The organism is Tsukamurella sp. 1534 (assembly GCF_000312385.1).
Classification (GTDB): domain Bacteria; phylum Actinomycetota; class Actinomycetes; order Mycobacteriales; family Mycobacteriaceae; genus Tsukamurella.
Genome location: NZ_HE997626.1, coordinates 2,043,020 through 2,068,708 on the forward strand (window position 1 = coordinate 2,043,020; position 25,689 = coordinate 2,068,708).

Sequence of the window (25,689 nt, forward strand, 5' to 3'; positions counted from 1 at the left end):
CCACGACGCCCGCCCCGAGGTCCCTGCGGCGCGCCACCGTGATCGCCGCCGCCGTCAGAGTCGCGGCGAGCGCGGCGAGGCCCAGCACGGGCAGCGCCCGCGGATCACCGCCGAACGGGCGGATCTCGGCGGGCCAGCCCAGTGGGCTCAGCCACGTCGCTGCCAGCTTCCGGCCGTCGACAACGGCGCGAATCAGGAAGCAGGCCAACAGGACTGCGAGGGATATCGACCACGCCGTGCGCGCCGACTGGGCCAGCTGCCCGGCCAGCAGGCCCACGCCGGCGAACACCGCCATGAGCAGGGCGACGCCCGCGCCGTACCAGGCGCCGCCGGAGTACCCGCCCGCCGTGCCGGCGGCCAGGCCCGACAGGATCCCGGTGGCTGCGCACGCGCCGCCCACCGCGAGGCACGCGGAGTACAGCGGCGCGAGCGGGGCGATGCGGGTGGCGGTGATCAGCTCGGTGAGGCCGCCCTCCTCCTCGCGGCGGGTGTGCCGGACGGCGAGCGCGATCCCGCAGACCGCCACCAGGATCTGGCCCAGGAGGCCCACCTCGAGCGCCGCGATCCCGCCGATGGTGTCGAGGTCGTAGCCGCGGCCGTTGAGTGCCGCGCCCGACGCGGAGTCGCCGATCGAGGCCGCGTATCCGGCGCGGTCCGCGGGAGCGGAGTACAGCCCGGCGATGCTCGCCGCGGTGGCGGCGACGAGTGCCGCGATGAGCAGCGGCGCGCCGATCAGGCCCACCCGGCCGGTGCGCAGCCGCAGCCGGGTCAGGGCGAGCACCCCGGTCATCGTTCCTCCCCGTAGTGCGTGAGGAACAGCTGCTCCAGGCTGGGCGGGTGCACCGACAGCTCGGTGGGATCGGATGCGGCCACGGTGGCCACGGCCTTCGCGAGCCCGTCGTGCGAGGCGGTGAGCGTGGTGCGCACGCCGCCCGGCGTCACCGTCGAATCGAGGTCCGCGACGCCGGCGAGCCCGGCGAGGCCCGACGGGGTGGCGGGCGTGACGGCCTCGATGGTGGTCCGGGTGCCGGCGCGGAGCTCCGACAGCGTGCCGGTGGACACCGTCGCCCCCGCCCGGACGATCGTCACCCGGTCGCACAGCGCGTCCACCTCGTCGAGGATGTGGCTGCTCAGCAGCACCGTTCGGCCCTCGTCGTTGCGCTCGCGCACGGCCGCCTGGAAGCGGGCCTCCATGAGCGGGTCGAGGCCGGAGGTCGGCTCGTCGAGCACGTAGAGGTCGGCGTCGCAGGCCAGCGCCGCGACGAGGGCGACCTTCTGCCGGTTGCCCTTGGAGTAGGTGCGGGCTCGTTTCGTGGGGTCGAGTTCGAAGCGCTCGATCAGTTCGTCCCGGCGGCGCTCGTCGAGGTGGCCCTGCAGCCCGCCGAGGATGTCGATGCATTCGCCGCCGCTGAGGCCGGGCCACAGCGACACGTCGCCGGGCACGTAGGCGAGGCGGTCGTGCACCTCCGACGCGGCAGCCCGCGGGTCCAGGCCGAACACGCGGGCCTCGCCGCCGTCCAGGGTGAGCTGGCCGAGCAGCGCGCGGATGGTGGTGGACTTGCCGGCGCCGTTCGGGCCGAGGAAGCCGTGCACCTCGCCCTCGCGGACGTCGAGGTCGAGGCCGCCGAGGGCGACGGCCCGGCCGAAGGACTTGCGGAGCCCTCTCGCAGAAACTGATAGTGACTTTCTCATGACAGTGACTGTACGTTGCTCGGGGCCCCATGGGAAGATGCTTCAGAGAGTCACTGTCAGAATCGTGTCGGAGCAGGAGGGAGGCCCCAGTGGACGGACCGGAGGGTTCGACGGTGCACGCGACGCCGCGGGTGCCCACGCCGACGCTGCGCGAGCGTAAGAAGATGGCCGCGATGGTGCACATCCAGCGGGTCGCGCTGCGCATGTTCGACGAGCGCGGATTCGACGGCGTCAGCGTGGAGCAGATCGCCGCGGAGGCGGACGTCTCGCCGAGCACCGTCTACCGCTACTTCGGCACCAAGGAGGGGCTGGTGCTCACCGACGCCTTCGATGAGCGTTCCCTCGCGTCGATGGGTTACTTTCTAGCGCAGGGTGTTCCGCCGTGGGAGGCGGTGATGTCCGCGGTGTTCCAGGTGTCGGGGGACGCGAAGGAGGCGCTCGACGAGACCGCCGCCGTCCGCGCGCGGTTGTGGTTCACCGAGCCGTCGGTGCGGGCCGCCGCGTTCCTCCAGATCGACGAGGCGACCGAGGTGCTGGCCGGGGCCGTCGTCCAGGGCGGGCGGTACGACGCGCTGGAGGCGCGCGTCATCGCGAACGCCATCCTGTGGTCACTCGTCGCGGCGCTGCGGAACTGGTACGAATCGGGCGGGGGAGACGACTGGCACGCGCACCTGACGTCGGCGTTCGACACCCTCCGCAGCCTGGGCGTGCCGCCGGCGGCGGCGCCGGATCAGCCGGCGTAGCGGTTGAGCTTCGCGCTCAGGCGCGGGACGAGCTCGCCGTCCGCGTCCACGCGCTCCTCGACGTAGGCGAGGGCGCCGCCCTGCTCGACGAGGCCGTACAGGCGCTTCGAGGCGCCGACCAGCGGGGAGGTCTTCGAGCGGATCACCACGTCGGAGGCCAGCTCCCACGCGGTCTGGGAGACGGGCTTGCCGTAGTACAGCTCGACGATGCCGCTGGCGTGCGTGAGGACGAACTCGATCTCGTCGTCCTCGCCGATCCGCCAGAAACCGGATTCGCGGAGGTCGGGTTCGACGTACTCGCCGTCCTCGCCGAGCTTCCAGGAGCGGGACTCCCAGGAGAGGTAGTTCTGGCCGTCGTGGCTCACGACGGCCTGTTGGCCGAAGCGGTAGTCGCCGGACTCGTCGTGGCCCTCGCCCTCGCCGCGCCACACGCCCACGAGCGGCAGCAGCCCGAGCAGGCCCTGGTGCAGGTCGGGGCCCTGCCGCAGGTTCGCGGTGTCGTCGGGGAGGGGGAGGTCCGGGAGGTTCGCGATGTTCCGCGAGGACGTGGTCTCGGCACGCCCGATGGCGGCGTCCAGTGCCTCTTGGCCGGACCCCTGCGCTGCGTCGGACTCGGGAGTGACCTGATCGTCGCTCACCAGGCGGTCCTACTGGCCGTCGGTCAGGACGCGGTAGACCACGAAGATGGCGAACGCGAAGATCGCGACCGACGCCACCGCCATCAGGATCTCGAAGAAGATGACCATGGCTCGATACTAGACCCCGGCGCGCGGCCCCTCGCAACCGCACGAGTCCCGGTGATGGAAGGTGGTCGGCACCCGGACGACGCGCCGCGCACCGTCGAACCCGTCGATCCGTTCGACGAGCAGGTCGACGGCGCGCCGGCCGATGGTCTCGACGTCCTGCGCGGCCGCGGTGAGACCGGGGGAGAACAGGTCGGACCACTCGAAGTCGTCGTACGCCACGAGCGCCACGTCGTGCGGAACCCGCAGGTCGAGCTCTCGCAGGGCGCGCATCGCGCCCACCGTCATCTCGTTGTTGAGCGCGACGAGGGCGGTGGGCCGCGGCGCCCGCGCCCGGAACATCGCCAGCGTCTGGACGCGGGCCTCGTCGGCGCGGGAGTCGCCGCAGCGCACGTGGCGGGGCGCGGCGCGCAGCCCGGCCCGCTCCATCGCGGCGGTGAACCCGTCGATCCGCTCCGCGGTGGACTGGATGCCGGGCCGCCCGGTGAGGACGCCGATCCGCTCGTGCCCGATGTCGGCGAGGTGGGCGGTGAGCCGCGCGACGGGCTCGGCGCCCTCGGAGGCCACCTGGTCGACGTCCGCCTCCGACAGCCGGTCGATGAGCACGAGCGGGGTGCCGCTGGACCGGATCATCGGGACCGTCTCGCGCTCGGAGAGCGGCGCCGGCGCCATGATGAGGCCGTCCACCCGGCGGTCCAGGAGCGAGCCGACGAGGCCCTTCTCGGTGTCGGTGTCGTCGTGCGAATCGCCCATCATGAGCGTGTATCCCAGCTCTGAGGCGCGGGATTCGACGGCCCGCATGAGCGGGCCGAAGTAGGGGTTGCGGCCGGCGGCGATGCTGAGCGCGAGGACCCCCGAGCGCGACGTGGCCAGCGCGGTGGCGAGCGCGTTGCGCCGATAGCCGGTGGACGCGATCGCCGCGAGCACGGCGTCCCGCGTGCGCGGATCGACTCGCCGCGTCTCGTTGACGACGTGCGAGACCGTACTGATCGACACTCCCGCCGCAGCGGCGACGTCGGCCATGGTCCCCATGGGTCGATTGTGCACCACGACCTGCGACGCGCAAGCGTTTGCGCAAACCCTTGCGCGCCTCTCGTCAGGAGGTATAGCGTCCGGAACCGGAACCGTCGTGTGACGCACGACACAGATTCGGGTCGAAACGGAGTCCCCATGTCCCCTCGCAAGAGCATCCGAGTCGCGGCCGTGTGCTGCGCCCTCACCGTCGGCCTCACCTCGGTGGCCGCCTGCAATCGCGACGGAGGCTCGTCGGGCGGCGGCGGGGTCAAGGTCGGCCTCATCACCAAGACCGACACCAACCCGTTCTTCGTGAAGATCCGCGAGGCCGCGAAGGCGCAGGCCGACAAGCAGGGCGCGGAACTGGTGGCCCTCGCGGGCAAGTTCGACGGGGACAACGAGGGCCAGGTGGCCGCGATCGAGAACCTGGTCAGCCAGGGCGCCAAGGGAATCCTCATCACGCCCAACTCGTCCACCGGCATCCTCGCCGCGATCAAGAAGGCCCGGGACGCCGGCGTCGTGGTCATCGCCCTGGACACCGCGACGGACCCGGCGGACGCCGTCGACGCCACCTTCGCCACGGACAACCAGGAAGCCGGCCGGCTGCAGGGCGCCTGGGTCAAGGGCGCGCTCGCCGGTCGGCCCGCCAAGCTGCTCATGCTCGACGGGACCGCGGGCAGCACCGTCTCCGACTTCCGGCACCGGGGCTTCCTGGAGGGCATCGGCCTCGCGGAGAACGCGCCCGAGGTGGCCGGCAAGGAGAACACCAACGGCGACCAGACCAAGGCACAGACCGCGATGGAGAACCTGCTCCAGCGCGTGCCGGACGCCAACGCGCTGTACACGATCAACGAGCCGGCGGCCGCCGGCGGTTACGAGGCGGCGAAGAAGGCCGGCAAGACCGCCCAGCTCACGATCGGCTCCATCGACGGCAGCTGCACCGGTGTGGACAACGTGAAGAAGGGCGTCATCGGCGCCACCGTGCTGCAGTTCCCCGCGAAGATGGCCGAGCAGGGCGTGGACGCCGTGGTCGCGTTCGGCAAGGACGGCACCAAGCCGAGCGGCTTCAACAACACCGGCTCGCAGCTGGTGACGGACAAGCCGATCGCCGGCCTCGAGTCCAAGGACACCGCGTGGGGCGCGCAGAACTGCTGGGGCCAGGCGTGAGCCTGTCCCGGCCGTCCCTCGCGGGCGTCTTGCGAGAACCGCTCGCGGGGCCGCTCGCCGCCCTCGTCGTGGCGTGCGTGGTGTTCTTCATCCTCACGCCGCAGTTCGCCACGGGGTACAACATCTCGCTGATCCTCCAGCAGTCCATGGTGATCGGGATCCTCGCCGTCGCCCAGTCGCTGATCATCCTCACTGCGGGCATCGATCTCTCGATCGGCGCCACATGCGTCCTCGGCACCGTCGTGCTGGCGAAGGTGGCGGGAACGGACCCCGTTCTCGCCATGGTGATCGCGCTCGTCGTGTGCGTGGCCGTCGGCGCACTCAACGGCGCCCTGGTGACGGTGCTCAAACTGCCGCCGTTCATCGTGACGCTCGGCATGTTCACCATCGTGGCCGCCGCCACCCAGCTCTACGCGGGATCGCAGACCTACCGGGTGGCCGACGGTCCGCTGACCGCGCTCGGCAAGGAGCTCAAGGTCTTCGGGTTCCCGCTCACCCTGGGCCTGGTGGTGCTGCTCGGCGTGTACGCCGCGGCCTGGTACGTGCTCAACCGCACCGCCACCGGGCGGCACGTGTACGCGGTGGGTGGCAATCCGGTCTCCGCGTCGCTGGCCGGCATCAAGACCTCGAAGACGGTGTTCGGGGTGTACCTGGTGTCCGGGATCATCGCCGCCGTCGCGGCGTGGGCGGCCCTGGGGCGCATACCGACCGCGGACCCCAACGCCTTCCAGACCGCCAACCTCGACACCATCACCGCCGTCGTGATCGGCGGGACGAGCCTGTTCGGCGGCCGCGGCTCGGTGCTCGGGACGCTGGTCGGCGCGCTCATCGTCGGGGTGCTGCGCAACGGCCTCACCCTGGTGGGGATCGACAACCTCTACCAGAACATCGCCACCGGAGTGCTCGTGATCGCGGCCGTGGCGCTGGACCAGCTGTCGCGGAGGAGGCTGCAATGAGCGACCCGCAGGAGAAGCCCGACGACGCCACCGGTCCCGGCACGTCGAGCCCGGATCCGGTGAGTCCCGGTGCGGCGCGGCCGGTCCCGGTGATGCAGGCCACCGGCCTGGTGAAGCGTTACGGCCAGGTGGAGGCGATCGCGGGCGCCGATTTCGAGCTCCGCGCGGGCGAGGTGCTCGCGGTGATCGGCGACAACGGCGCCGGGAAGTCGAGCCTCATCAAGGCGCTCTCGGGGGCGCTGGTGCCCACCGAGGGCGAGATCCGGCTCGACGGTGCGCCCGTGCACTTCAAGAGCACCCTCGACGCCCGCAACGCGGGGATCGAGACCGTCTACCAGGACCTCGCGGTGATCCCCGCGCTCGACATCGCGGCCAACGTGTACCTCGGGCGCGAGCGGCGCAAACCGGGAGTGCTGGGATCGGTGTTCCGGCAACTGGACCGGAAGGCGATGCGGGACTCGGCGGCGGCGCACCTGGCGGATCTGAAGATCGGCATCCCGTCCGCGACCCGCGCCGTGGAGACCCTGTCCGGCGGGCAGCGGCAGGGCGTCGCGGTGGTGCGGGCGGCGGCCTTCGGCAAGAAGGTGATCATCATGGACGAGCCCACCGCGGCCCTCGGGGTGCGGGAGTCCGGGCAGGTGATCGACCTGATCCGGCAGATCCGCGACCGCGGCACCCCCGTGATCCTCATCAGCCACGACATGCCGCACGTGTTCGAGGTGGCGGACCGCATCCACGTACACCGGCTGGGCCGCCGTGCGGCCGTGGTGGATCCGCGGCAGCGCTCCATGTCGGACGTCGTCGCGCTCATGACCGGTGCGCTGGAGCCCACCGATCTGGAGGCCGCGGGTGGGCCGTGATCCCTCCGCCGGGGCACCCGCCGGCCTGTTCGTGGGTCTCGCGACCGTCGACGTGATCCAGCGGGTCGCGGAGCTGCCGAGGCCGAACGCGAAGGTCACCGCGACCCGGCAGGACGTCGCGGGCGGCGGACCGGCGCTCAACGCCGCCGCGACCTTCGCCGCGCTCGGCGGCCGGGCGGTGCTCGCCGCCCCCGTCGGCGACGGTCCGCTGGGCCGGCTGGTGCGGGACGATCTCGCGCGATGCGGCGTGACGCTGATCGACCTTGCGGACAACGGATTCGAGCCGCCCGTCTCCTCGATCACCGTGCACGCGCCCACCGGCGACCGGCAGATCGTCTCCTACGACGGCACCGGATACCCGGACGCCGCGCCCGCGGTCGGCGCCGCCGGCTTCGACGTGCTGCTGCTCGACGGGCACGGGCCCGCCGCGGCCCGCGGCGCGATGGACGCCGCCGTCGCGGCCGGCGTACCCACCGTGATCGACGCCGGCCGCTGGCGCCCCGTCTTCGCCGACCTGCTGCCGCGGGCGGCGCACGTGATCTGTTCCGCCGACTTCCAGGCACCCGAACCGGTCTCGGGCCCGCGCACCGTCGCCGTGTCCGACGGCGCCGGCCCCCTGCGGTACGTCGCCGACGGCGTGGCGGGCACCGTCGAGATCCCGCGGGTGGACGTGGTCGATACGCTCGGCGCCGGCGATGTGCTGCACGGCGCGTTCGCGCACGCGATCGCGTCCGGGACACCCGTCCCCGAAGCCCTGGCGGCCGCGGCGGCGCACGCCTCGGACAAGTGCCGCTACCCGGGCGTGCGGGAGTGGCTGGACACGGTGAGGAGCCTGCGGTGACCGACGCCTTCGACGCCCTGGTCGACGCCGCCCGGGCGCTCGCGGCGCGCCCCGGCCGGGCGATCCTCGGCATCACCGGCGCCCCGGCGTCCGGCAAGTCGACGCTCGCGGAGCGGATCGTCGAGGCCCTCGGCGGCGACGCGGTCCTGGTGCCCATGGACGGCTTCCATCTCGACGACGCGGTGCTGCGCGCCCACGGCAGCTGGGAGCGCAAGGGCGCGATCGACACCTTCGACGGTGCCGGCTACGCCCACCTGCTGCGCCGCCTCCGGGAGGGCGGCGGCACCGTCTACGCCCCGCGGTTCGACCGCGGCCTGGAGGCGAGCATCGCCGGGGCGATCGAGGTGCCCCCGTCGGTGCCGCTCGTGGTCACCGAGGGGAACTATCTGCTCGCGGGGGAGGAGCCCTGGCCGAGTGCCCGCGCCGCGTTCGACGCGGTGTGGTTCCTGCGGATCGATCCCGGGCTGCGGCGCGAGCGACTCGTGCAGCGCCACATGCGGTTCGGGCGCACCGCGGAGGAGGCCCGCCTGCGCGCCGACGGATCGGACGAGACCAACGCCCGCCTCATCGAGGCCACCGCCCCGCGGGCCGACCGCATCGTCGACCTCGCGTGACCGCGGCCGTGTTCCCCTCCGCTGCGTTCGCTCCCCCGTTCCCGGCCGTGGGGAGCGAACGCAGCGGAGGGGAGGAGCGTCAGAGCTGGGAACGGCCCGGCCTCGCCAGCAACTCGCGGAGCCCCGCGTCGATGAAGTCCGTGTCCACCGGGTTCTGCCCTCCGCCCGCGAAATGGCCCCAGACGCCGGGGATCACGCGCACCTCGCCGCGCTCGATGAACTGCGACGCCCAGGTCTCGTCCTCGGGCGGGAAGTACAGGTCCTTCTCCGCCGGCATCGCCAGCAGCGGGCAGCGGATCGAGCGGAGCGCGGCCTCGGTGTCGCCGCCGAAGCCCGGGGTGTTCCCCACGTCCCCGGTGTGCCAGGTGCGGATCATCGCGAGCAGGTTGTTCGGGTCGCGGCCGTCGCGGAAGAACTGCTCCCAGAAGCCGTGGAGGAAATCGTCGAGCGAGGTGAAGCCCATCTCCCGCCACGTCTCGTCCCAGTAGAAGGCCTGCGAGAAGCCCCAGCCGGAGTAGACCCGGGCGAAGGCCCGCAGCCCCTTGATCGGCGGGCGCGCGGGGTCGTAATCCCCATCGGCCCAGGCGGTGTCGGCCGTGAGCGCCGTCTCGAGGGACTCGAGGAAGACCTGGTTGTGCGGCGCGGTCCGGCTGGAGCCGCAGAACGGGGCGGCGCGCTCCACCATCTCCGGGTGGCTCACCGCCCATTGGTAGGTCTGGCCGGCGCCCATCGACCAGCCCGTGACGAGCGCGATCGACGTGATGCCCCACTTCTCCGTGATCAGCCGGTGCTGCGCCTGCACCTGGTCGTAGAACGTGACCAGCGGGAACCGCGCGTGATCGTACGGGGAGGCCGAGTTCGACGGGGACGTGGACAGGCCGTTGCCCAGCATGTTCGGGATCACGATGAAGTACTCGCCGGGATCGAGCGTCCTGCCCGGGCCGATGAGCCACTCGTTGTCGGTGTGCCAGCCGGAGTACCAGGTGGGGTAGACGATCACGTTCGACTTGTCGGCGTTGAGAGTGCCGAAGGTCTTGTAGGCCAGGCGCGCTCCCCGCAGGGTGTGGCCGGACTGGAGCGTGAGGTCACCGAGTTCGAAGTACTCGGCATCGGTGGGAGCGGGCACGGCGCCTCCTCGGCATGGCATAGAACTTCCATCCGGAAGCTTACTCGAACCGTACGGCAGGAGAGGGCTTCCCGCCGCCGATCGGACACCGTTACGCGGAATCCGACCCGGGGCTCTTCTCTCCCTACAGGTTTTCGATCGAGGGGGACGCCTCGCGGTCGCGCCGGCGGAGCGCCGGCTTGTCGATCTTCCCGACGGGGTTCTTCGGGATCTCGTCGAGCAGGATCAGGTCGACCGGGACCTTGGCCCTCGCGAGCTCGCCCTGCAGTGCGTCGATGAGGCCCGCCGTGGTCACCGTGGCGCCCTCGCGCAGCGACACGTAGGCCACGGGCACCTCGCCCAGCACGTCATGCGGGCGCCCGATCACCGCCGCCTCGAACACCTGCGGGTTCCGGTACAGCTGAGCCTCGATCTCCTTGGGGTAGATGTTCTCGCCGCCGCGGATCACCATGTCCTTCAGCCGGTCCACGAGTCGGAGGTACCCGTCCTCGTCGAGCAGGCCGACGTCGCCGGTGCGCAGCCACCCGTCCACGATCGTCTCGGCCGTCGCATCGGGGCGGCCCAGGTACCCGGACATCACCACGTCGCCGGCGATGAGCACCTCGCCCGTCTCCCCGCGCGGTACGTCGCGGAGCGCACCGTCGACGATGCGGATCCGCTGGCCCGGGAGGGGTGGCCCGACGGTGCCGGGCTTGCGCGGGCCGTCGAGCGGGTTGACGGCCGAGGCCGTCGTGGTCTCCGACAGCCCGTAGCCCTCGACGATCGGCACGCCGAACCGTGACTCGAACCGCTCGATGAGATCGACCGGCATCGGTGCGGCACCGCAGATCCCGAACCGCAGCGAGGAGGTGTCCGGTGTCACCTCGCCGGGCAGCGCCGTGAGCATCGCGTAGATCGCGGGTACCGCGGAGAAGTAGGTGGGACGGTGCCGCTCCACGGCCGGGAAGAACTCGTCCGGCCGGAACCTGCCGACGATCGTCGTGCGGCCGCCGGCCCGCAGCGGGCTGAGCGTGCCGAGGACCACGCCGTTGGCGTGGAACAACGGCAGCACCAGCAGGCTGTGGTCGCGGTCGGTGAACGAGAAGTGCGCGATGAACGACGCCGTCATCGCCGCGATGTTGCCGTGGGTGATCATCACGCCCTTGGGGGCTCCCGTCGTTCCGGCCGTGTAGATGAGCAGCGCGAGCGCGCCCGGCGGGACGCCCACCGGATCGGCGGCATCACCGTCCGCTTCCGCGAGCAACTCGTCGCAGGTGAGCGTGGCGACGCCGTCGGGCGTCGTGGCGCCGGGCTCGGTGACCAGCACCCGAGCGCCGGCATCGGCGGCCTGGTAGGTGATCTCGGGCGGCGCGAGGGCGGGATTGATCGGCGTGACCGCCGCACCGAGGCGCCAGGCCGCGAACAACCCGACCACCAACTCCACCCTGTTGGGCAGGAGCAGGCCCACGACGTCGCCGCGATCGACGCCGAACTCCGCCAGCCGCGTCGCCGCGGTGCGGACCGCCGCGGCGAACTCGGCGTTCGACAGGTCCAGTCGGTCGTCGGCGACGGCCGGGTCCGACGGTGCGCGCGCCGCGCGGGATTCCGGCAGGTCGGGGACGTCCGGGAGTGGCGCCGTCGTCATCGGTGCACCGTGACGATAGGTTCTGAGATGAGGCCGAAGGTCCGCAGCACGCCCTCGAGTTCGCGGTGCCCGAACGCCTGACAGCCCGATGCCAGGCCCACGCGCCGCGGAGGCTGCTGCAGCAGCGAGTACGCGGCGTAGGCCTGCAACAGGCCCGTCTGCTTGTAGTTGCTGTTGCCGTGGATCACCACGTGTGAGCGGCCCAACGGGCCGGAGGCGTGCACCGAGTCGAGCGACTTGTTCACGCGCGGGTTCTCGCGCGGCGGCATCGAATTCATCACCTGCGCCGCAACGGCGTCGAGGGCGTCGGCGCGGTCCTCCGGTGACATGTCCTTCGTCGCCTCGAGAGCATCCGCCACGATCACCGGCACGTTGTTCATCAGGGCCGCGTTGAACACGCCGCCCTGGGCCTTGCAATTGGCCACGCGCGGATCGCGTTTGAACCACACCGGGTGCGAGGTGCCTCCCCACGGCAGCGACTGCGCCAGCTCGTGCTGCCCGGGAACCACGAGCGGGACGAGACCCTGCATCGGGTCGAACGGCATGTACTGATTCTGCTCGAGGTAGAACGCGGAGCCGCCGGCGGCGTTGACGAGAATGGTGCGGGTGGACGCGATGGTGGGGCTGCCGCCCCAGAACACGGCGATGTCGAGGGTGTCGAGTCCCGGTGTCTCCAGGGCGATCTGGGCAGCGATCTCGCCCGTCGTGTACATCTGCGCGATCCCCGGGGCCAACAGCAGGCCCGCGGCGGCGTACCGCTCGTGGAAGGCCTCGTCGAGGTGGATGATCCAGTCCTGCTCGCCCGTCGTGTCGCTGTAGTGGGCACCGGCGGCGAGCGCCGCCTCCACCACCACGTCGCCGAGCTTGGCGAACGGCCCCACGGTGTTCAACACGACGGTGCTGCCGCGGAACAACTCGGTGAGGGCGGCGACGTCGTGATCGACGGTGACGATCTCGTAGTCGGCGGTCTCGATGCCCGCGACGTGGGAGTCCATGGAATCGGTGAGCTTCCCCTCGTCGCGGCCCGCCGCGGTGAAGGGGACGTTGTACTCGCGGAGGTACTCGCAGATCAGGCGTCCCGTGTATCCCGACGCGCCGTAGACCACGACCGGCTTTGTGCTCATGTGATTGTCTCCTTCTGTCCTGGTGGGGGTTCCGCTACATGCCCATGCCGCCGTCGACGGGCAACCCTGCCCCGTTGACGAATCGGGACGCGTCCGAGGCGAGGAAGACGACGGCGTCGGCCATGTCCCGGACCTCGCCGAGCCGCCCGCTGGGGGTGAGCCCCACGACGGCCTCCACCGCCTCCTCGGGAGAGCCGAAGAGCCCGATCTCCGCCATGTCGCTCGCCAGGCCCGCACCCATCTCGGTAGGGACGAGCCCCGGGTAGATGCAATTGACGCGGACGTCGTAGCCGAGCTTCCCGGATTCCATGGCGGCGACGCGGGTCATCCGGTCGATGGCGGACTTGGTTGCGGAGTAGATCGCGATGCCGGGGAAGGCGATGGTCGCCGCGACGGAGGCCACGTTGATCACGGAGCCGCCGCCGCCCGCCGCGCCGCCGGGGCGCATCGCGCGGAGTGCGTGCTTGAGGCCGAGGGCGGTGCCGAGGACGTTGACGTCCAACTGGCGGCGGACGTCGTCGACGGAGATCTCGGTGAGGAGGCCCGTGATCTCGACTCCCGCGTTGTTGACGACGACGTCGAGACCGCCGAGGTGTGCGACGGTCGCGTCGATCGCCGCGGTCCAGCTGTCCTCCGAGGTGACGTCCAAGTGGGCGGAGCCGCCGCCGATCTCGGCGGCGACCGCTGCGGCCCGGTCGGCCTGCAGGTCGCCGATCATCACCGTCGCGCCCGCGGCGGCGAGCGCGCGTGCCATACCTTCGCCGAGCCCCTGGGCTCCGCCGGTGACCAGGGCCCGCCGGCCGGTCAGATCGAATGCGCTCACGAGTTCTCCCTTGATCGAGGTCGATGAATGCGTGCGGCGCGGTGTGGCGTCCGTCACACGAAGAAAACTATACGACTGTCAAGAAAAATGTTGGACATTCGTCAAGAGAATTCGGAGGTGGTTGCCCTCGGGCGTGCGACGCGCGGGCTATCCTGGGGCGATGCCGACGCGCCGTCGGCCCGGAGAAGGGAGTCGCGGGGGTGACCGACGTGATCGCGCAGGGAAGTGCCCCTGCCGCTGTGGGCGCCACCAAGCACGCCACCAAGGTCGCGGCCAAACGCGACGAGCTGGCGCGTGCCGCCCTGCGGACGCTCTCCGAGCTCGGCTACGCCCGCACAAGCCTGCGCGAGATCGCCGCGAACTCCGAGTACAGCCACGGCGTGCTGCACTACTACTTCGCCGACCGGCTCGAGCTCATCGCGCACTGCGTGCACCTGTACAAGAGCGAGTGCATCGCGTCGTACGACGACGTTCTGCGCGCCGACGACGACGCCGAATCGCTCCGCACCCGGTTCGCGGAGCGGCTCGCCGCGACGATGGAGCACGACCTGGCGACGCACAAGCTCTGGTACGACCTGCGCTCCCAGGCCATGTTCGAGACCGCCCTCATCGACGACGTCCGGGCGATCGACGGGGAGCTCGAGGACATGATCCGCAGGGTCGTGGCCAGATACGCCGAACTGGCGGGTGCCGTGCCGCTTCTCGATTCGGCCGGGACCTACGCGGCGCTCGACGGCCCGTTCGAGCGCGCGGTGCGGCGGCGCGTGCGGGGGGACGACCGCGCCGCGACCGATCTCACCGCGCAGGTCCACGCGCTCCTCGGAGTGTTGGTGGTCCGGCCGGACTGAGGCCGGCGCCGGGACGCCACCCGCTGAAACGCGAGAGGCGCGCACCCCGGCGGGGTGCGCGCCTCTCGGCGTGATGCGCCTACTTCGAGACGGTGATGTCCTGGTCGAAGACGCCGTTCGACTCGGGCGAGACGGTGATCTCGCCGTTGCCCACGGACGACAGCGCGCGCAGCGTCCACGTGCCCGGCGCCGCGAAGAAGCGGAAGTCGCCGGTGCCCGAGGCCACGACCTCGGCGGTGAACTCTCCGGTGCCGTCCAGCAGGCGCACGAACGCGCCCGCCACGGGGTTACCGGAACCGTCGAGCACGGAACCGGTCAGCACCGTCTCCTTCTCGACGTCGACGCCTGCGGGCAGGACCTGGCCCTGCTTCGGTGCTCCACACATGTTGATTACGCTCCCAGCTCGACGGGCACGCCGACCAGCGAACCGTATTCGGTCCAGCTGCCGTCGTAGTTCTTGACATTCTGATGGCCCAGCAGCTCCTGCAGCACGAACCAGGTGTGCGAGGAACGCTCACCGATGCGGCAGTAGGCGATGGTCTCCTTCTGGCCGTCGAGGCCCGCGTCCGCGTACAGCGCGGCGAGGTCGTCGTCGGACTTGAAGGTGCCGTCCTCATTGGCGGCCTTGCTCCACGGCACGTTGATCGCGCCGGGGATGTGGCCCGGACGCTGGCTCTGCTCCTGCGGGAGGTGCGCCGGCGCCAGGATCTTGCCCGAGAACTCGTCGGGCGAACGCACGTCCACGAGGTTCTTCACGTTGATCGCGTCGACGACCTCGTCGCGGAACGCGCGGATGGCGTTGTTCGGGGCCTGCGCCGTGTAGCTGGTGGCCGGGCGCGAGACCGCGTCGGTCGACAGCGGGCGGGCGTCCAGCTCCCACTTCTTGCGGCCGCCGTCCAGGAGCTTGACGTCCTGGTGGCCGTACAGCTTGAAGTACCAGTACGCGTAGGCGGCGAACCAGTTGTTGTTGCCGCCGTAGAGGACCACGGTGTCGTCGTTGCCGATGCCCCGCTCGGACAGGAGCTTGCCGAACTGCTCGGCGTCCACGAAGTCGCGGCGCACCTGGTCCTGCAGGTCCTTCTTCCAGTCCAGCTTCACGGCGCCGGCGATGTGGCCGTCGTCGTAGGCGCTGGTGTCTTCGTCGACCTCGACGAGGACGACACCCGGGGTGTCGAGATTCTGCTCAGCCCAGTCTGCGGAGACCAGGACATCGGAGCGAGCCATGAGGATCCCTTTCGTTGATTCCTATGGACGTGAAGTGAGAAGCGAAATCGCTACTTCGAAGGGTGCGCGGATGCGCTGGGAGGGCGGAAATGGGTGCACCGCGATGCGGAGATCGAGCACCCGGCCCGGGGGAGAGCGGGACTAGCCCAGACAGCGACAACCGGCCATACGGCACAGATCGACCGCCAGACGGCGGGTGAGCAGCAGCTCACAGCGGTTGCGCATGGGTCCAGATTACCGAACGAACGCGCCCCGCGTCACACGGGGCGGTCACAGGGGGCGGTGGAAGGTGCCCGGCGTGATCGTCACGTCGTCGGCCTCGCCGAGCAGCACCACGTCGGCGTTCTCGCCGCGGGCCCCCGTCGCCCTCATGCCGAAGGGCAGGGCCATCGGCTCCAGGACGCGGGTGAACGCGGCGAGGGCCTTGGCGTCCTCGCCGGGCCGCAGGTCCGAGGTCGCGTGCTCCTCGGGGCCGGTATAGATCCCGGTGGCGCGAATCGCGATGGCGTCGCCGGCCGCGGAGAAGTCCGCCGCGACGGACACCGATTCGGTGCGCTGCGGATCCTCGGGGACCGGCAGCGGGACGGTGCCCGTGAGCACGATCCCCGTCGACGACTTCACGTAGCCGTCGGCGGGGCTGCCCGCGCCCGCCTTCTTCGGGGCCGGGGTGTGCACCTGAAGGTCCACGATGCCCAGGTACCGGCCCACCGCCTTCTGGTCCAGCCGGACGCGTGCCTCCATGTGGCCGACGCCGATGGGGGTGTCCGGGCCGAAGGTCGGAAGCAGGCTCGCGGGGAACCGCACGTCCCGCATCTCCGCCTCGATCCGCACGTTGCGGTCGGCCGTCTGCGCGGGCGCCGCGATCGTCACCTTCGGGTGCCGCCCGCCCGACGTGAGGTACGGGAAGCCGCCGATGGTCACCTCGGGGTCCGTGTCGAGGTGCGCCGCCGCGCGGAGTTCGCGCGAGAGCCGGTACTCGGCGGTCGACGCGGTGCCCAGCTCGGCCAGGAATGCGGCGCCGACCAGCAGCGCGAGCGCCGCCAGCCCCCATCGCAACCACGTTCTTCCCTGCGCCTGCGCCACCCGCACCCCTCCTCGTCGACGGTCCGCCGCGACACGCGACGACCTGGTCACGGCTATTCTGACATCCGTTGTCGTGATCGAACGCCGCCGCACAGAAGGGGAGGGCACGTGGATCTGGTCCTGCTGACGTCCGACCCGAACCCGGACGCGGTGCTGCCGTCGCTGTCGCTGCTGGCGCATTCCGTGCGCCCGCTGGCCGCCGACGTCTCCTCGCTGCTCGAGGTGGGTTCCGCCGAGGTGGCCCTCGTCGACGCCCGCTCGGACCTGGTCGCCGCGCGCGGGCTGTGCCGCCTGCTGGGCGCCACGGGCGGCGGACAGATCCCCGTGGTCGCCGTGCTCACGGAGGGCGGGCTGGTGGCCGCCAACGCGGACTGGGGGCTCGACGACTTCCTGCTGCCCACCATCGGCCCCGCGGAGATCGACGCGCGCCTGCGGCTCGTGGTGGCCCGGCGGGCCGGCGGCGCCTCCGACGAGGTGGCCGACAAGATCACGCTGGGCGAGCTCCTCATCGACGAGGGCACCTACACGGCCCGGCTCCGCGGCAAGCCGCTCGACCTCACATACAAGGAGTTCGAGCTGCTGAAGTTCTTGGCGCAGAACGTGGGCCGCGTGTTCACCCGCGCCCAACTGCTCCAGGAGGTGTGGGGCTACGACTTCTTCGGCGGCACCCGCACCGTCGACGTGCACGTGCGGCGCCTGCGCGCGAAGCTGGGCGCCGAGCACGAGGGCATGATCGGCACGGTGCGTAACGTCGGGTACAAAGCCGTGCGCCCGGTGCGCGGCAAGGGCGAGCGGCCCGTGGAGGACATGGAGCCGACGGACGAGGATCTCGAGGAGGCCTGAGCGATGGACCGCGAGTTCACGGTGGTGCGCGGACCGATCGCCGACCCGGCGGCGGTGCACGCGCTCGCGGCGGGCGCCGAGAGCGCCGACGGCGTCGCGCCCCTCTCGGAGCAGTTCCTGCTCGGCGTCTCCGGCGACGGGCCGCACGTGCTCGCGCCCGGCGCGGGGAGCGGCGCGCAGTCCGGCCCGGCGGGGTACGCCGGGATCGTCGTCCCGCCCGCGGGAGGCGCCGGCGCGGCCGAGGTGGTCGTCGCACCGTCGGAGCGCCGACGGGGCCTGGGCGCCGCCCTGGTGTCCGCGGCCCTGGACGCGACGGGGGAGGGCGGCACCGTGTGGGCGCACGGGGACCTGCCCGCGGCCCGCGCCACGGCGTCGACGCTCGGCCTCACCGCCGTGCGCACCCTGCTCAACCTGCGCCGGTCCCTCGCGGGCCTGGCCCCCGCACCGTCGGCCCCGGACGGCGTCACCGTGCGCACCTACGCGGGCCCCGAGGACGACGAGCAGATCCTGCGGGTGAACAACGCCGCCTTCGCGTGGCACCCCGAACAGGGCGGCTGGGGCCGGGAGCAGGTCGACGAGCGGACCGGCGCGCCCTGGTTCGACCCGGCGGGCCTGTTCCTGGCGTTCGACGAGCGGGACCGGCTGCTCGGCTTCCACTGGACGAAGGTCGCCGACCCCGCGACGGGCCTCGGCGAGGTGTACGTGGTGGCCGTGGCCCCCGAGGGGCAGGGACGCGGGCTGGGCACCCTGCTCACCGCCGCGGGCCTGCACCACCTCGCAGGTCGCGGGCTCGATCAGGTGGAGCTGTACGTCGAGGGGGACAACGCCGCGGCCCTCGGCACCTATCGCAGACTAGATTTTACGGAAAACGAACGACACGTGGCGTACGCGCGACGGTAATCCACTCGACCGGGCGAGTTTGCCCCGCGTTCACCGAGGACACCCGAGTCGGACACCCGCCCTCCCTACGTTGTGGGAGCGACACCCGCGTCCGCGGGTACACACGACATCCAACCCGGAGGAATCTCGGTGAACATCAAGCGTGGATCCATCGTGGCCGTGGCCACGGTCGCCGCCCTGTCCCTGTCGCTCTCCGCGTGCGGGAGCGAGGAGTCGAGCGGCGCCTCCGGCAGCTCCGGCGCCGCAGGCGGCTCGGGCGTCCAGTGCGACGGCAAGCTGCAGCTCAAGGGCAGCGGCTCGACCGCCCAGGCCAACGCGATGACGGTGTTCAAGAACGCCTTCTCGGAGGACTGCGACGGCGCGAACGTGGACTACACCGGCGGCGGCTCGGGCCAGGGCATCACCGAGTTCACCAGCGGCATCACCAACTTCGGCGGCTCCGACTCGCCGCTCAAGGAGGACCAGGCCAAGAAGGCCGAGGAGCAGTGCGGCGCCCCCGCGCTGAACCTGCCGCTCGTGTTCGGCCCGATCGCCGTGGCCTACAAGCTGCCGGACAACCAGCAGGTCAACCTGTCGGCGCCCACCCTCGCCAAGATCTTCTCCGGCGCCATCACCAAGTGGAACGCCCCGGAGATCGCCGCCGAGAACAACGGCACCGCCCTCCCCGACCTGCCGGTCACCGTCGTGTTCCGCTCCGACGAGTCGGGCACCACCGAGAACTTCCAGAAGTACCTCGGTTCGGCCGCGCCCGCCGAGTGGAGCAAGGACAAGAGCGGCAAGGCGTTCAAGGGCGGCGTCGGCCAGGGCGCCAGCGGCAACTCGCAGGTCGCCGCCACGGTCAACAAGGCCCCGGGCACCGTCACCTACACCGAGTGGAGCTTCGCCAAGGCGCAGAAGCTGCAGATCGCCAACATCATCACCTCGGCCGGCCCGGACCCCGTCAAGCTGAGCGCCGAGACGGTCGCCAAGACCATCGAGACCGCCAAGTTCAAGACGCCGGGCAGCAAGGACCTGGTCATCGACACCGAGGGCTTCTACAAGCCGTCGGCCGCCGGTGCCTACCCGATCGTCCTCGCGACCTACGAGATCGTGTGCTCGAAGTACAAGGACGCCGAGGTGGCCAAGGGCCTGAAGACCTTCCTCAAGGTGGCGGCCAGCCAGCCGGCGCAGGACCAGCTGGGCGATCAGGGTTACGCTCCCATCCCGGAGTCGTTCCGCGCCACGCTGAACCAGTCGATCGACTCGATCCAGTAGCAGCGGGACGATCACAAGGCTTCCGACGGGCGCCGCGCGCAGCCTCACCGCTGCGCGCGGCGCCGGCCGGAACGAAAGGGAACAGAGCCGCACGATGGCCGAACAACGGGGACACATGGCAATAGAGGATTCGACGGGAAGCGACGCCGAAACCGAGGAGACCCCGTCGGGCGAGAAGTCGGCGGGCGGCGGCGCCGCCCCCGCGTTCGCCGGATCCGCCGGACCGATGGAGAAGGCGTTCCGGTGGGCCAGTTACGCCTCCGGCATCGTGCTCGTCGCGATCATCGGGCTCATCTTCCTGCAGCTGGTGATCCAGGCGATGCCGTCCATCGCCAAGGACCAGGTGAACTTCCTGACCAGCTCGGAGTGGAAGACCAACGACCCGGACGACATGCGGTTCGGCATCCTCGAACTGCTCAAGATCACCGTGATGTCGTCGGTGATGGCGCTCATCATCGCCGTGCCGGTCGCCGTGGGCATCGCCACCTTCCTGGTGCAGTACGTGCCCAAGCGGCTCTCCCGCCCGCTCAGCGCCGTGGTGGACCTGCTGGCCGCGGTCCCGTCGATCATCTACGGCCTCTGGGGCATCCTCGTGCTGGCGCCGTTCCTGGTCCCGATGCAGCAGTGGCTCAACGCGAACCTGGGCTTCGTCTGGCTGTTCAAGTCCGGCAACGTGGAGCTCACTCTGGGCGCCACGGTGTTCACCGCGGGCGTGGTGCTGGCCATCATGATCCTGCCGATCATCACGTCGATCACGCGTGAGGCGCTGCGGCAGACCCCCGTCGCGCATCAGGAGGCCGCGCTGGCCCTGGGCGCCACCAAGTGGGAGGTCATCCGGCTCACGGTGTTCCCGTACGGCCGCTCGGGCATCGTCGCCGGATCGATGCTCGCCCTGGGCCGCGCGCTCGGTGAGACCATCGCGGTGCTGATCATCCTCAACGCCGCGACCAAGAACTCCATCTGGTCGCTGTTCGACAGCGGCTACACCTTCGCATCGAAGATCGCTTCCGCCGCACCCGAGTTCGACGACGTCGACTCCCGCGGCGCCTACATCGCCGCCGGCCTGGTGCTGTTCGTGCTCACCTTCGTGGTGAACGCGATCGCCCGGTGGATCGGCGGAGGACGGGTGAACGGATGACCGCCGCAGATCTGGACTCGGTCGCCAAGAGCGGCACCGTGTTCCACAACACCTCCACGTCGCGCAAGATCAAGAACAACGCGGCCGCGATCGTCTTCGGGGCCTGCTTCCTGCTGGCCCTCGCCCCGCTGGTCTCCCTGCTGTACATGGTGGTCGCCAACGGCCTGCCCGCCATCCTCGACCCCGAGTGGTGGAGCAAGTCGATGGTCCGCGTGGCCCCCGACTCCTACGCGGGAGGCATCAGCCACGCCCTGTACGGCACGCTGGTGCAGGCGGGCATCGCCACCGTGTTCTCCGTGCCGATCGGCGTCATGGTGGGCATCTACCTCGTCGAGTACGGCGAGGGCACCCGCCTCGGCAAGGTGACCACGTTCATGGTGGACGTGCTGGCCGGCATCCCGTCGATCGTGGCCACCCTGTTCGTCTTCGGCATCTGGATCACCACGCTCGGCATGCCGCAGTCCGCGTTCGCGGTGAGCCTCGCGCTGATCCTGCTCATGGTGCCCGTCGTGGTGCGCTCCACCGAGGAGATGCTCAAGCTGGTCCCCACCGAGCTGCGTGAGGCCAGTTACGCGCTGGGCGTGCCGAAGTGGAAGACCATCGTGCGGATCGTGGTCCCGACCGCGGCGTCCGGCATGGTCTCCGGCGTGTTCCTGGCGATCGCCCGCGTGGTCGGCGAGACCGCGCCCGTGCTGCTCCTGGTGGGCGTGAGCGACCGCCGCAACATGGACGTGTTCAACGGCAACATGTCCTCGCTGCCGCTGTTCATCTACGACCAGTACCGCAACAACCCGGGTGTCGTCGGCGAGTACCGCGCCTGGGGCGCGGCCCTGACGCTGGTGATCCTGGTGGGCATCGCCAGCGGCCTCGCGGCCCTGATGTCCCGGCTGCTCGCCCCCAAGACGAAGTGATTTCCGGGTAAGGAACAAGGAGAACTGTCATGGCGAAGCGCCTGGACATCAAGGACCTGAACATCTACTACGGCGCGTTCCACGCGGTCGCCGACGTCACCCTGTCGGTTCCGCCGAACTCGGTCACCGCGTTCATCGGGCCGTCGGGCTGCGGCAAGTCGACGGTGCTCCGCTCGATCAACCGCATGCACGAGGTGACCCCGGGCGCCCGCGTCGACGGGCACATCACCCTCGACGGTGCCGACATCTACGCCCCCGGCGTGGACCCGGTGGGCGTGCGCAAGACCATCGGCATGGTGTTCCAGCGCGCGAACCCGTTCCCCACCATGTCGATCCGCGACAACGTGGTGGCGGGCCTCAAGCTGCAGGGCGTGCGCAGCAAGTCCAAGCTGGACGAGATCACCGAGTCCTCGCTGCGCGGCGCGAACCTCTGGGAGGAGGTCAAGGACCGGCTGAACAAGCCGGGCGGCGGCCTCTCCGGCGGCCAGCAGCAGCGCCTGTGCATCGCCCGCGCGATCGCCGTCAGCCCCGACGTGCTGCTCATGGACGAGCCCTGCTCGGCGCTGGACCCGATCTCGACGCTGGCGATCGAGGACCTCATCGCCGAGCTCAAGCAGCAGTACACGATCGTCATCGTCACGCACAACATGCAGCAGGCGGCGCGCGTCTCGGATCAGACGGCCTTCTTCAACCTCGAGGCCACCGGCAAGCCGGGCAAGCTGATCGAGATCAATCCCACCGAGAAGATGTTCGCCAACCCGGACCAGCAGGCCACCGAGGACTACATCTCCGGCCGGTTCGGCTGATCCCGCGCGGCGGTATTCTCGTACGGTGACGTCCCAGGCGGAGGCGCCCGCCGAGACGGGCGCCCAGTACACCTCCGTGCTCCCGGGCGACCGCGTGGTCGCCCGCACCCACGGCGCGGTCCTGGTGGTCGACGCGCCGGCGGTCGGCGCCTCGGCGGAGGTCGCGGCCCTGTCGACGGCCCTCGCCGCGCAGGGCGATCCCGCGCCCGCGCTCCGGGCGGCCCCGGGCCCGCCGTTCGCCGTGGTCACCGGGTCAGGATCGAGCGTGCACGCCCTGCTGCGGGGCGCGCCGGACACGCTCGCCGACCGCGCGCTCACCGTCGCCGTCTTCGAGTCCGCGACGGCCGCCGAGCCCCGGCTCGTGCTGCGCGCCGAGGCCGAATTCGTCGAGCGCGTCGCGCCGCTCCCGCGCGGGGCGGTCGTGACGGTCACCGTCGGACCGCCGCCCCCGCCCGGGCCCGTGTGCGGGCCCACCGCGCTGCACCTGTTGCGCGGCTCCGTCCCCGGCGCGGGTGCCGTGCTCTGGTCGGACGATTCGCTGCGGCCCCAGGGCGAGGTCGAGACCGACGTGTTCGCGGCCGACGCCCCCACCAACGAGGAGCCCACGGGTGCGAGCCCGCTGTTCGCGGCCACGGAGTACGACGTGGAGGTCCCGGCCGAGGGCGCCGCGCCGGCCGCCGGCCCGCTCGTGGAGGGCCGACGGTGCGCCTTCGGTCACCTCAACGCCCCGCGCGCCGGCTACTGCACCCGGTGCGGCGCTCTCGTGGACCGGCGCGCGCCGCTGGAGACCGGGCCGCGCCCGCCGCTGGGGCTGCTCGTGGCCGACGACGGCTCGGCCTTCGTGGTCGAGAACGACATGCTGATCGGGCGGGACCCCGTCGACCAGGTGTCCCGGCGCGGCGGCCGGTCGTTCGACGGTGCCGGGCGCCTGCACCCCGTCGTACTGCAGGACCGCACGGGCGCGCTGTCCCGCGCGCATCTGGAGCTCCGGATCGACGGATGGCAGCTGCTCGCGGTCGACGTGGGCTCGGCGAACGGCACCTGGGTCCGGCCGCCCGGCGCGGTGGCGCCGCTACGACTGCCCGTGGGCAGGCCCGTGCCGCTCGCGACGGGCTCCGACATCCACCTGGGCGGGCGGATCCTGCAGCTGCAGGACGTGGCGACGGCCTGATCGCGCCGGAGACCCCCGGGAAGGGCGACGCCCCGGGCGGTGGACCCGGGGCGTCGGTGCGGATGAGGGGTGATCAGGGGGTGACGTCGGCGGTGGGATCGGCGTTGCCGGTGGCCTGGAAGATCACCCGGCGGCCGATCTCCACGGCGTGGTCGGCGAAGCGCTCGTAGTAGCGGCCCAGCAGCGTCACGTCGACGGCCGCGGCCACGCCGTGCTTCCAGTCGCGATCCATCAGCACGGTGAACAGGTGGCGATGCAGGTCGTCCATCGCATCGTCCTGTTCCTCGATCTCCGCGGCCTGCTGCGGGTCCTGCGTGACGAGCACGTCGCGGGCCGAGTTGGCGAGCTCCACGGCCAGCCGGCCCATCTCGGAGAAGTAGCCGTTGACCTCCTCGGGGAGGGTCTTGTTGGGGAACCGGCGACGGGTGACCTTGGCGACGTGCAGCGCGAGGGCGCCCATCCGGTCCACATCGGCGACGATCTGGAAGCCGGAGACCACCGCGCGCAGATCGCCGGCGACGGGGGCCTGCAGCGCGAGCAGGGAGAACGCCTCCTCCTCGGCCTGCCTGCTCAGCCGCACGATCTCGTCGTGTTCGGTGATGACCTCTTCGGCGAGGGCGAGGTCGGCCTGCAGCAACGCATTGGTGGCCTTCTCCATCGCGATGCCCGATTTATCGCAGATGGTGCCGAGGATGTCGTTGAAGGCAGCCATCTGCTGGATGTACGCGGTACGCATGGGCCGGAGTATAGCCACCCTGAGTGACCGGTCACATCCACGAGTTGAACGTGAGGTTAACGATGGAACGGTTCGCTCAGCCGCCGCTGTTCTCGGTCTCGGCGCCGGGCATGGCGGCGGCGTCCGATTCCCACGGGTCGTCGAGCCAGCCGTCGGGGAGCACCACTTTGCCGGGGGAGCCCTGGCGGCCGCGCGGGCCCTCCGCGTCCTCGGGGAAGGGGACGGTCGGGTCCAGGGTGTCGAGCAGGGCACGCAGGTCGGGGAGGGTCTTCACCGTGGCCAGCCGGGTCCGCAGCTCGCCGCCCGCGGGGAAGCCGCGCAGGTACCAGGCGACGTGCTTGCGGATCTCCCGCATGCCCTTGTCCTCGCCGTGGTGCGCGGCCAGCAGCTCGCCGTGCCGGTACATGATGTCGGTGACCTCGCCGAGGTGCGGCGGCGTCGGCATCGGGGTGCCGTTGAGGACCGCCGAGAGCTCGGAGAACAGCCAGGGCCGGCCGAGGCAGCCGCGGCCCACGACGACGCCGTCGCAGCCGGTGCGCTCCATCATGGTGACTGCGTCCTCGGCGGCGAAGATGTCGCCGTTGCCCAGGACCGGCACCGCGTCGCCGACGTGGTGGTGCACGTGCTCCTTGAGCCGGGTGATCTCGTCCCAGTCGGCCTGGCCGGAGTAGCGCTGCGCAGCGGTGCGGGCGTGCAGGGCGACGGCGACCGCGCCCTGGTCGGCGGCGATCCGGCCCGCGTCGAGGTGGGTGTGGTGCTCGTCGTCGATGCCCACGCGGAACTTCACGGTGACGGGGATGTCGGTGCGGCCCGCATCGGCCACGCCGCGGACGGCGGCGTCGACGATGCTCGCGAACAGGTTCCGCTTGTAGGGCAGCGCGGAGCCGCCGCCGCGGCGGGTGACCTTGGGGACGGGGCAGCCGAAGTTCATGTCCAGGTGATCCGCGAGGCCCTCCTCGCCGATCATCCGTGCCGCCTCGTAGGTCCATCTGGCGTCCACGGTGTACAGCTGCAGGCTGCGCGGGTCCTCGTCGGGCGCGAACGTGGTCATGTGCATGGTGACCGGATGCCGTTCGACGAGGGCGCGCGCGGTGACCATCTCGCACACGTACAGCCCGGCGACGGTGCCGGTGCGTGCGCGTTCCAGCTCGCGGCAGAGGCTGCGGAAGGCCACGTTGGTGACGCCGGCCATCGGCGCGAGCACGACGGGGGAGTCGAGCTCGAACCGTCCGATGCGCAGCTTCGGCTGCGTCGCGGCTGTGGTCATCAGATGTCTCCCGTGGTCGGTCGTCCCATGATCGCTGGCGCCGGAGGGGTACTGCAAACCGCGTACGCCCCGGAACGACGGAACCCGCCGTGCCCGGAGAGGCGCGGCGGGTTCGGTGCGTAGTCGGTGCTAGACGGCCAGGCCGGCCTTCTCGCGCTTGGCGGCCTCGCGGGCCAGCGAA

General features: G+C 71.2%; 27 protein-coding genes and 1 pseudogene. 14 read left to right on the forward strand and 14 right to left on the reverse strand.

Going from position 1 to position 25,689, the window contains the following annotated elements; all coding sequences use genetic code 11:
• Together BN39_RS23460 and BN39_RS09830 are read right to left on the reverse strand one after the other, a co-directional pair.
• Nucleotides 1-790: pseudogene (locus BN39_RS23460) on the reverse strand (hypothetical protein); the annotation flags it as partial.
• The gene (locus BN39_RS09830) at nt 787-1,692 is read right to left on the reverse strand and encodes an ABC transporter ATP-binding protein (RefSeq protein ID WP_040766127.1); all 906 of its coding nucleotides are present in this window, start codon (nt 1,690-1,692) and stop codon (nt 787-789) included. The gene BN39_RS09830 and the pseudogene BN39_RS23460, both read right to left, overlap by 4 nt.
• A gap of 89 nt (nt 1,693-1,781) precedes the next feature.
• On the opposite strand from BN39_RS09830, the gene BN39_RS09835 reads away from it, so the two are divergent.
• Nucleotides 1,782-2,435 (forward strand): TetR/AcrR family transcriptional regulator, encoded by a 654-nt coding sequence (locus BN39_RS09835; protein WP_019202227.1) that lies wholly within the window; start codon nt 1,782-1,784, stop codon nt 2,433-2,435.
• On the opposite strand, the gene BN39_RS09840 is transcribed toward BN39_RS09835, so the two are convergent.
• Both BN39_RS09840 and BN39_RS09850 read right to left on the reverse strand, forming a co-directional pair.
• Entirely contained in the window at nt 2,423-3,073 is a 651-nt protein-coding gene (locus BN39_RS09840) for an FABP family protein (protein WP_019202228.1), read from the reverse strand. The two genes, BN39_RS09835 and BN39_RS09840, sit on opposite strands and share 13 nt — an antisense overlap.
• A 117-nt stretch (nt 3,074-3,190) precedes the next feature.
• Nucleotides 3,191-4,210, reverse strand: a complete 1,020-nt coding sequence (locus BN39_RS09850) for a LacI family DNA-binding transcriptional regulator (protein ID WP_040766131.1) — start codon at nt 4,208-4,210, stop codon at nt 3,191-3,193.
• 138 nt (nt 4,211-4,348) lie between these two features.
• Here BN39_RS09850 and BN39_RS09855 point away from each other — a divergent pair, with 138 nt between their 5' ends.
• The 5 genes from BN39_RS09855 to BN39_RS09875 all read left to right on the forward strand — a co-directional run bounded on the left by BN39_RS09855 (nt 4,349) and on the right by BN39_RS09875 (nt 8,630).
• Nucleotides 4,349-5,359: a substrate-binding domain-containing protein gene (locus tag BN39_RS09855; protein WP_019202231.1), complete on the forward strand. Its 1,011-nt coding sequence runs from the start codon at nt 4,349-4,351 to the stop codon at nt 5,357-5,359.
• Nucleotides 5,326-6,315, forward strand: coding sequence for an ABC transporter permease (locus BN39_RS09860; RefSeq protein ID WP_019202232.1), 990 nt, complete (start codon nt 5,326-5,328; stop codon nt 6,313-6,315). The genes BN39_RS09855 and BN39_RS09860 overlap by 34 nt, the downstream gene beginning before the upstream one ends.
• Nucleotides 6,316-6,407: 92 nt before the next feature.
• The gene (locus BN39_RS09865; protein WP_040767286.1) at nt 6,408-7,175 is read left to right on the forward strand and encodes an ATP-binding cassette domain-containing protein; all 768 of its coding nucleotides are present in this window, start codon (nt 6,408-6,410) and stop codon (nt 7,173-7,175) included.
• On the forward strand, nt 7,165-8,016 hold the full coding sequence (locus BN39_RS09870) for a PfkB family carbohydrate kinase (protein ID WP_019202234.1): 852 nt from the start codon (nt 7,165-7,167) through the stop codon (nt 8,014-8,016). The genes BN39_RS09865 and BN39_RS09870 overlap by 11 nt, the downstream gene beginning before the upstream one ends.
• A complete protein-coding gene (locus BN39_RS09875) occupies nt 8,013-8,630 on the forward strand; it encodes a nucleoside/nucleotide kinase family protein (RefSeq protein WP_019202235.1) in 618 nt (205 codons plus the stop codon). Before BN39_RS09870 ends, BN39_RS09875 begins: the two co-directional genes overlap by 4 nt.
• A gap of 79 nt (nt 8,631-8,709) precedes the next feature.
• Here BN39_RS09875 and BN39_RS09880 read toward each other — a convergent pair whose 3' ends face one another.
• The 4 genes from BN39_RS09880 to BN39_RS09895 all read right to left on the reverse strand — a co-directional run bounded on the left by BN39_RS09880 (nt 8,710) and on the right by BN39_RS09895 (nt 13,327).
• Nucleotides 8,710-9,756 (reverse strand): alpha/beta fold hydrolase, encoded by a 1,047-nt coding sequence (locus tag BN39_RS09880; protein WP_019202236.1) that lies wholly within the window; start codon nt 9,754-9,756, stop codon nt 8,710-8,712.
• A gap of 124 nt (nt 9,757-9,880) precedes the next feature.
• Nucleotides 9,881-11,380, reverse strand: a complete 1,500-nt coding sequence (locus BN39_RS09885; RefSeq protein WP_019202237.1) for a class I adenylate-forming enzyme family protein — start codon at nt 11,378-11,380, stop codon at nt 9,881-9,883.
• Nucleotides 11,377-12,504 (reverse strand): DUF5938 domain-containing protein, encoded by a 1,128-nt coding sequence (locus BN39_RS09890; protein ID WP_040766132.1) that lies wholly within the window; start codon nt 12,502-12,504, stop codon nt 11,377-11,379. Before BN39_RS09890 ends, BN39_RS09885 begins: the two co-directional genes overlap by 4 nt.
• A 34-nt stretch (nt 12,505-12,538) precedes the next feature.
• Complete coding sequence (locus BN39_RS09895) at nt 12,539-13,327, reverse strand: SDR family NAD(P)-dependent oxidoreductase (RefSeq protein WP_040767288.1); 789 nt, start codon at nt 13,325-13,327, stop codon at nt 12,539-12,541.
• Between the two features lie 200 nt (nt 13,328-13,527).
• Here BN39_RS09895 and BN39_RS09900 point away from each other — a divergent pair, with 200 nt between their 5' ends.
• Nucleotides 13,528-14,175, forward strand: coding sequence for a TetR/AcrR family transcriptional regulator (locus BN39_RS09900; RefSeq protein WP_237741639.1), 648 nt, complete (start codon nt 13,528-13,530; stop codon nt 14,173-14,175).
• A 79-nt stretch (nt 14,176-14,254) separates the two neighbouring features.
• Here BN39_RS09900 and BN39_RS09905 read toward each other — a convergent pair whose 3' ends face one another.
• The 4 genes from BN39_RS09905 to BN39_RS09915 all read right to left on the reverse strand — a co-directional run bounded on the left by BN39_RS09905 (nt 14,255) and on the right by BN39_RS09915 (nt 16,533).
• A complete protein-coding gene (locus tag BN39_RS09905) occupies nt 14,255-14,560 on the reverse strand; it encodes a DUF1416 domain-containing protein (protein WP_019202241.1) in 306 nt (101 codons plus the stop codon).
• A 5-nt stretch (nt 14,561-14,565) separates the two neighbouring features.
• Entirely contained in the window at nt 14,566-15,399 is an 834-nt protein-coding gene (locus BN39_RS09910; protein ID WP_019202242.1) for a sulfurtransferase, read from the reverse strand.
• 141 nt (nt 15,400-15,540) lie between these two features.
• Nucleotides 15,541-15,624, reverse strand: coding sequence for a putative leader peptide (locus tag BN39_RS24070; RefSeq protein WP_371190632.1), 84 nt, complete (start codon nt 15,622-15,624; stop codon nt 15,541-15,543).
• Nucleotides 15,625-15,669: 45 nt separating this feature from the next.
• A complete protein-coding gene (locus BN39_RS09915; RefSeq protein ID WP_159103235.1) occupies nt 15,670-16,533 on the reverse strand; it encodes an LmeA family phospholipid-binding protein in 864 nt (287 codons plus the stop codon).
• 57 nt (nt 16,534-16,590) lie between these two features.
• Here BN39_RS09915 and BN39_RS09920 point away from each other — a divergent pair, with 57 nt between their 5' ends.
• The 7 genes from BN39_RS09920 to BN39_RS22215 all read left to right on the forward strand — a co-directional run bounded on the left by BN39_RS09920 (nt 16,591) and on the right by BN39_RS22215 (nt 23,505).
• Nucleotides 16,591-17,325 (forward strand): response regulator transcription factor, encoded by a 735-nt coding sequence (locus tag BN39_RS09920; protein ID WP_019202244.1) that lies wholly within the window; start codon nt 16,591-16,593, stop codon nt 17,323-17,325.
• A gap of 3 nt (nt 17,326-17,328) precedes the next feature.
• A complete protein-coding gene (gene mshD / locus BN39_RS09925) occupies nt 17,329-18,225 on the forward strand; it encodes a mycothiol synthase (RefSeq protein ID WP_019202245.1) in 897 nt (298 codons plus the stop codon).
• Nucleotides 18,226-18,360: 135 nt separating this feature from the next.
• A complete protein-coding gene (gene pstS, locus BN39_RS09930; RefSeq protein WP_371190633.1) occupies nt 18,361-19,479 on the forward strand; it encodes a phosphate ABC transporter substrate-binding protein PstS in 1,119 nt (372 codons plus the stop codon).
• 115 nt (nt 19,480-19,594) lie between these two features.
• Nucleotides 19,595-20,617: a phosphate ABC transporter permease subunit PstC gene (pstC, locus tag BN39_RS09935; RefSeq protein ID WP_019202247.1), complete on the forward strand. Its 1,023-nt coding sequence runs from the start codon at nt 19,595-19,597 to the stop codon at nt 20,615-20,617.
• Entirely contained in the window at nt 20,614-21,528 is a 915-nt protein-coding gene (pstA, locus tag BN39_RS09940) for a phosphate ABC transporter permease PstA (RefSeq protein WP_019202248.1), read from the forward strand. The genes pstC and pstA overlap by 4 nt, the downstream gene beginning before the upstream one ends.
• Before the next feature lie 29 nt (nt 21,529-21,557).
• Nucleotides 21,558-22,334 (forward strand): phosphate ABC transporter ATP-binding protein PstB, encoded by a 777-nt coding sequence (gene pstB / locus BN39_RS09945; RefSeq protein WP_019202249.1) that lies wholly within the window; start codon nt 21,558-21,560, stop codon nt 22,332-22,334.
• Nucleotides 22,335-22,359: 25 nt separating this feature from the next.
• Nucleotides 22,360-23,505 carry an FHA domain-containing protein gene (locus BN39_RS22215; RefSeq protein WP_019202250.1) on the forward strand — a complete coding sequence of 382 codons (1,146 nt, stop codon included), beginning with the start codon at nt 22,360-22,362 and terminating at the stop codon, nt 23,503-23,505.
• Between the two features lie 73 nt (nt 23,506-23,578).
• On the opposite strand, the gene phoU is transcribed toward BN39_RS22215, so the two are convergent.
• Nucleotides 23,579-24,241, reverse strand: coding sequence for a phosphate signaling complex protein PhoU (gene phoU / locus BN39_RS09955; RefSeq protein WP_019202251.1), 663 nt, complete (start codon nt 24,239-24,241; stop codon nt 23,579-23,581).
• 76 nt (nt 24,242-24,317) lie between these two features.
• On the reverse strand, nt 24,318-25,508 hold the full coding sequence (gene dusB / locus BN39_RS09960) for a tRNA dihydrouridine synthase DusB (protein WP_019202252.1): 1,191 nt from the start codon (nt 25,506-25,508) through the stop codon (nt 24,318-24,320).
• Between the last annotated feature and the right edge of the window lie 181 nt (nt 25,509-25,689).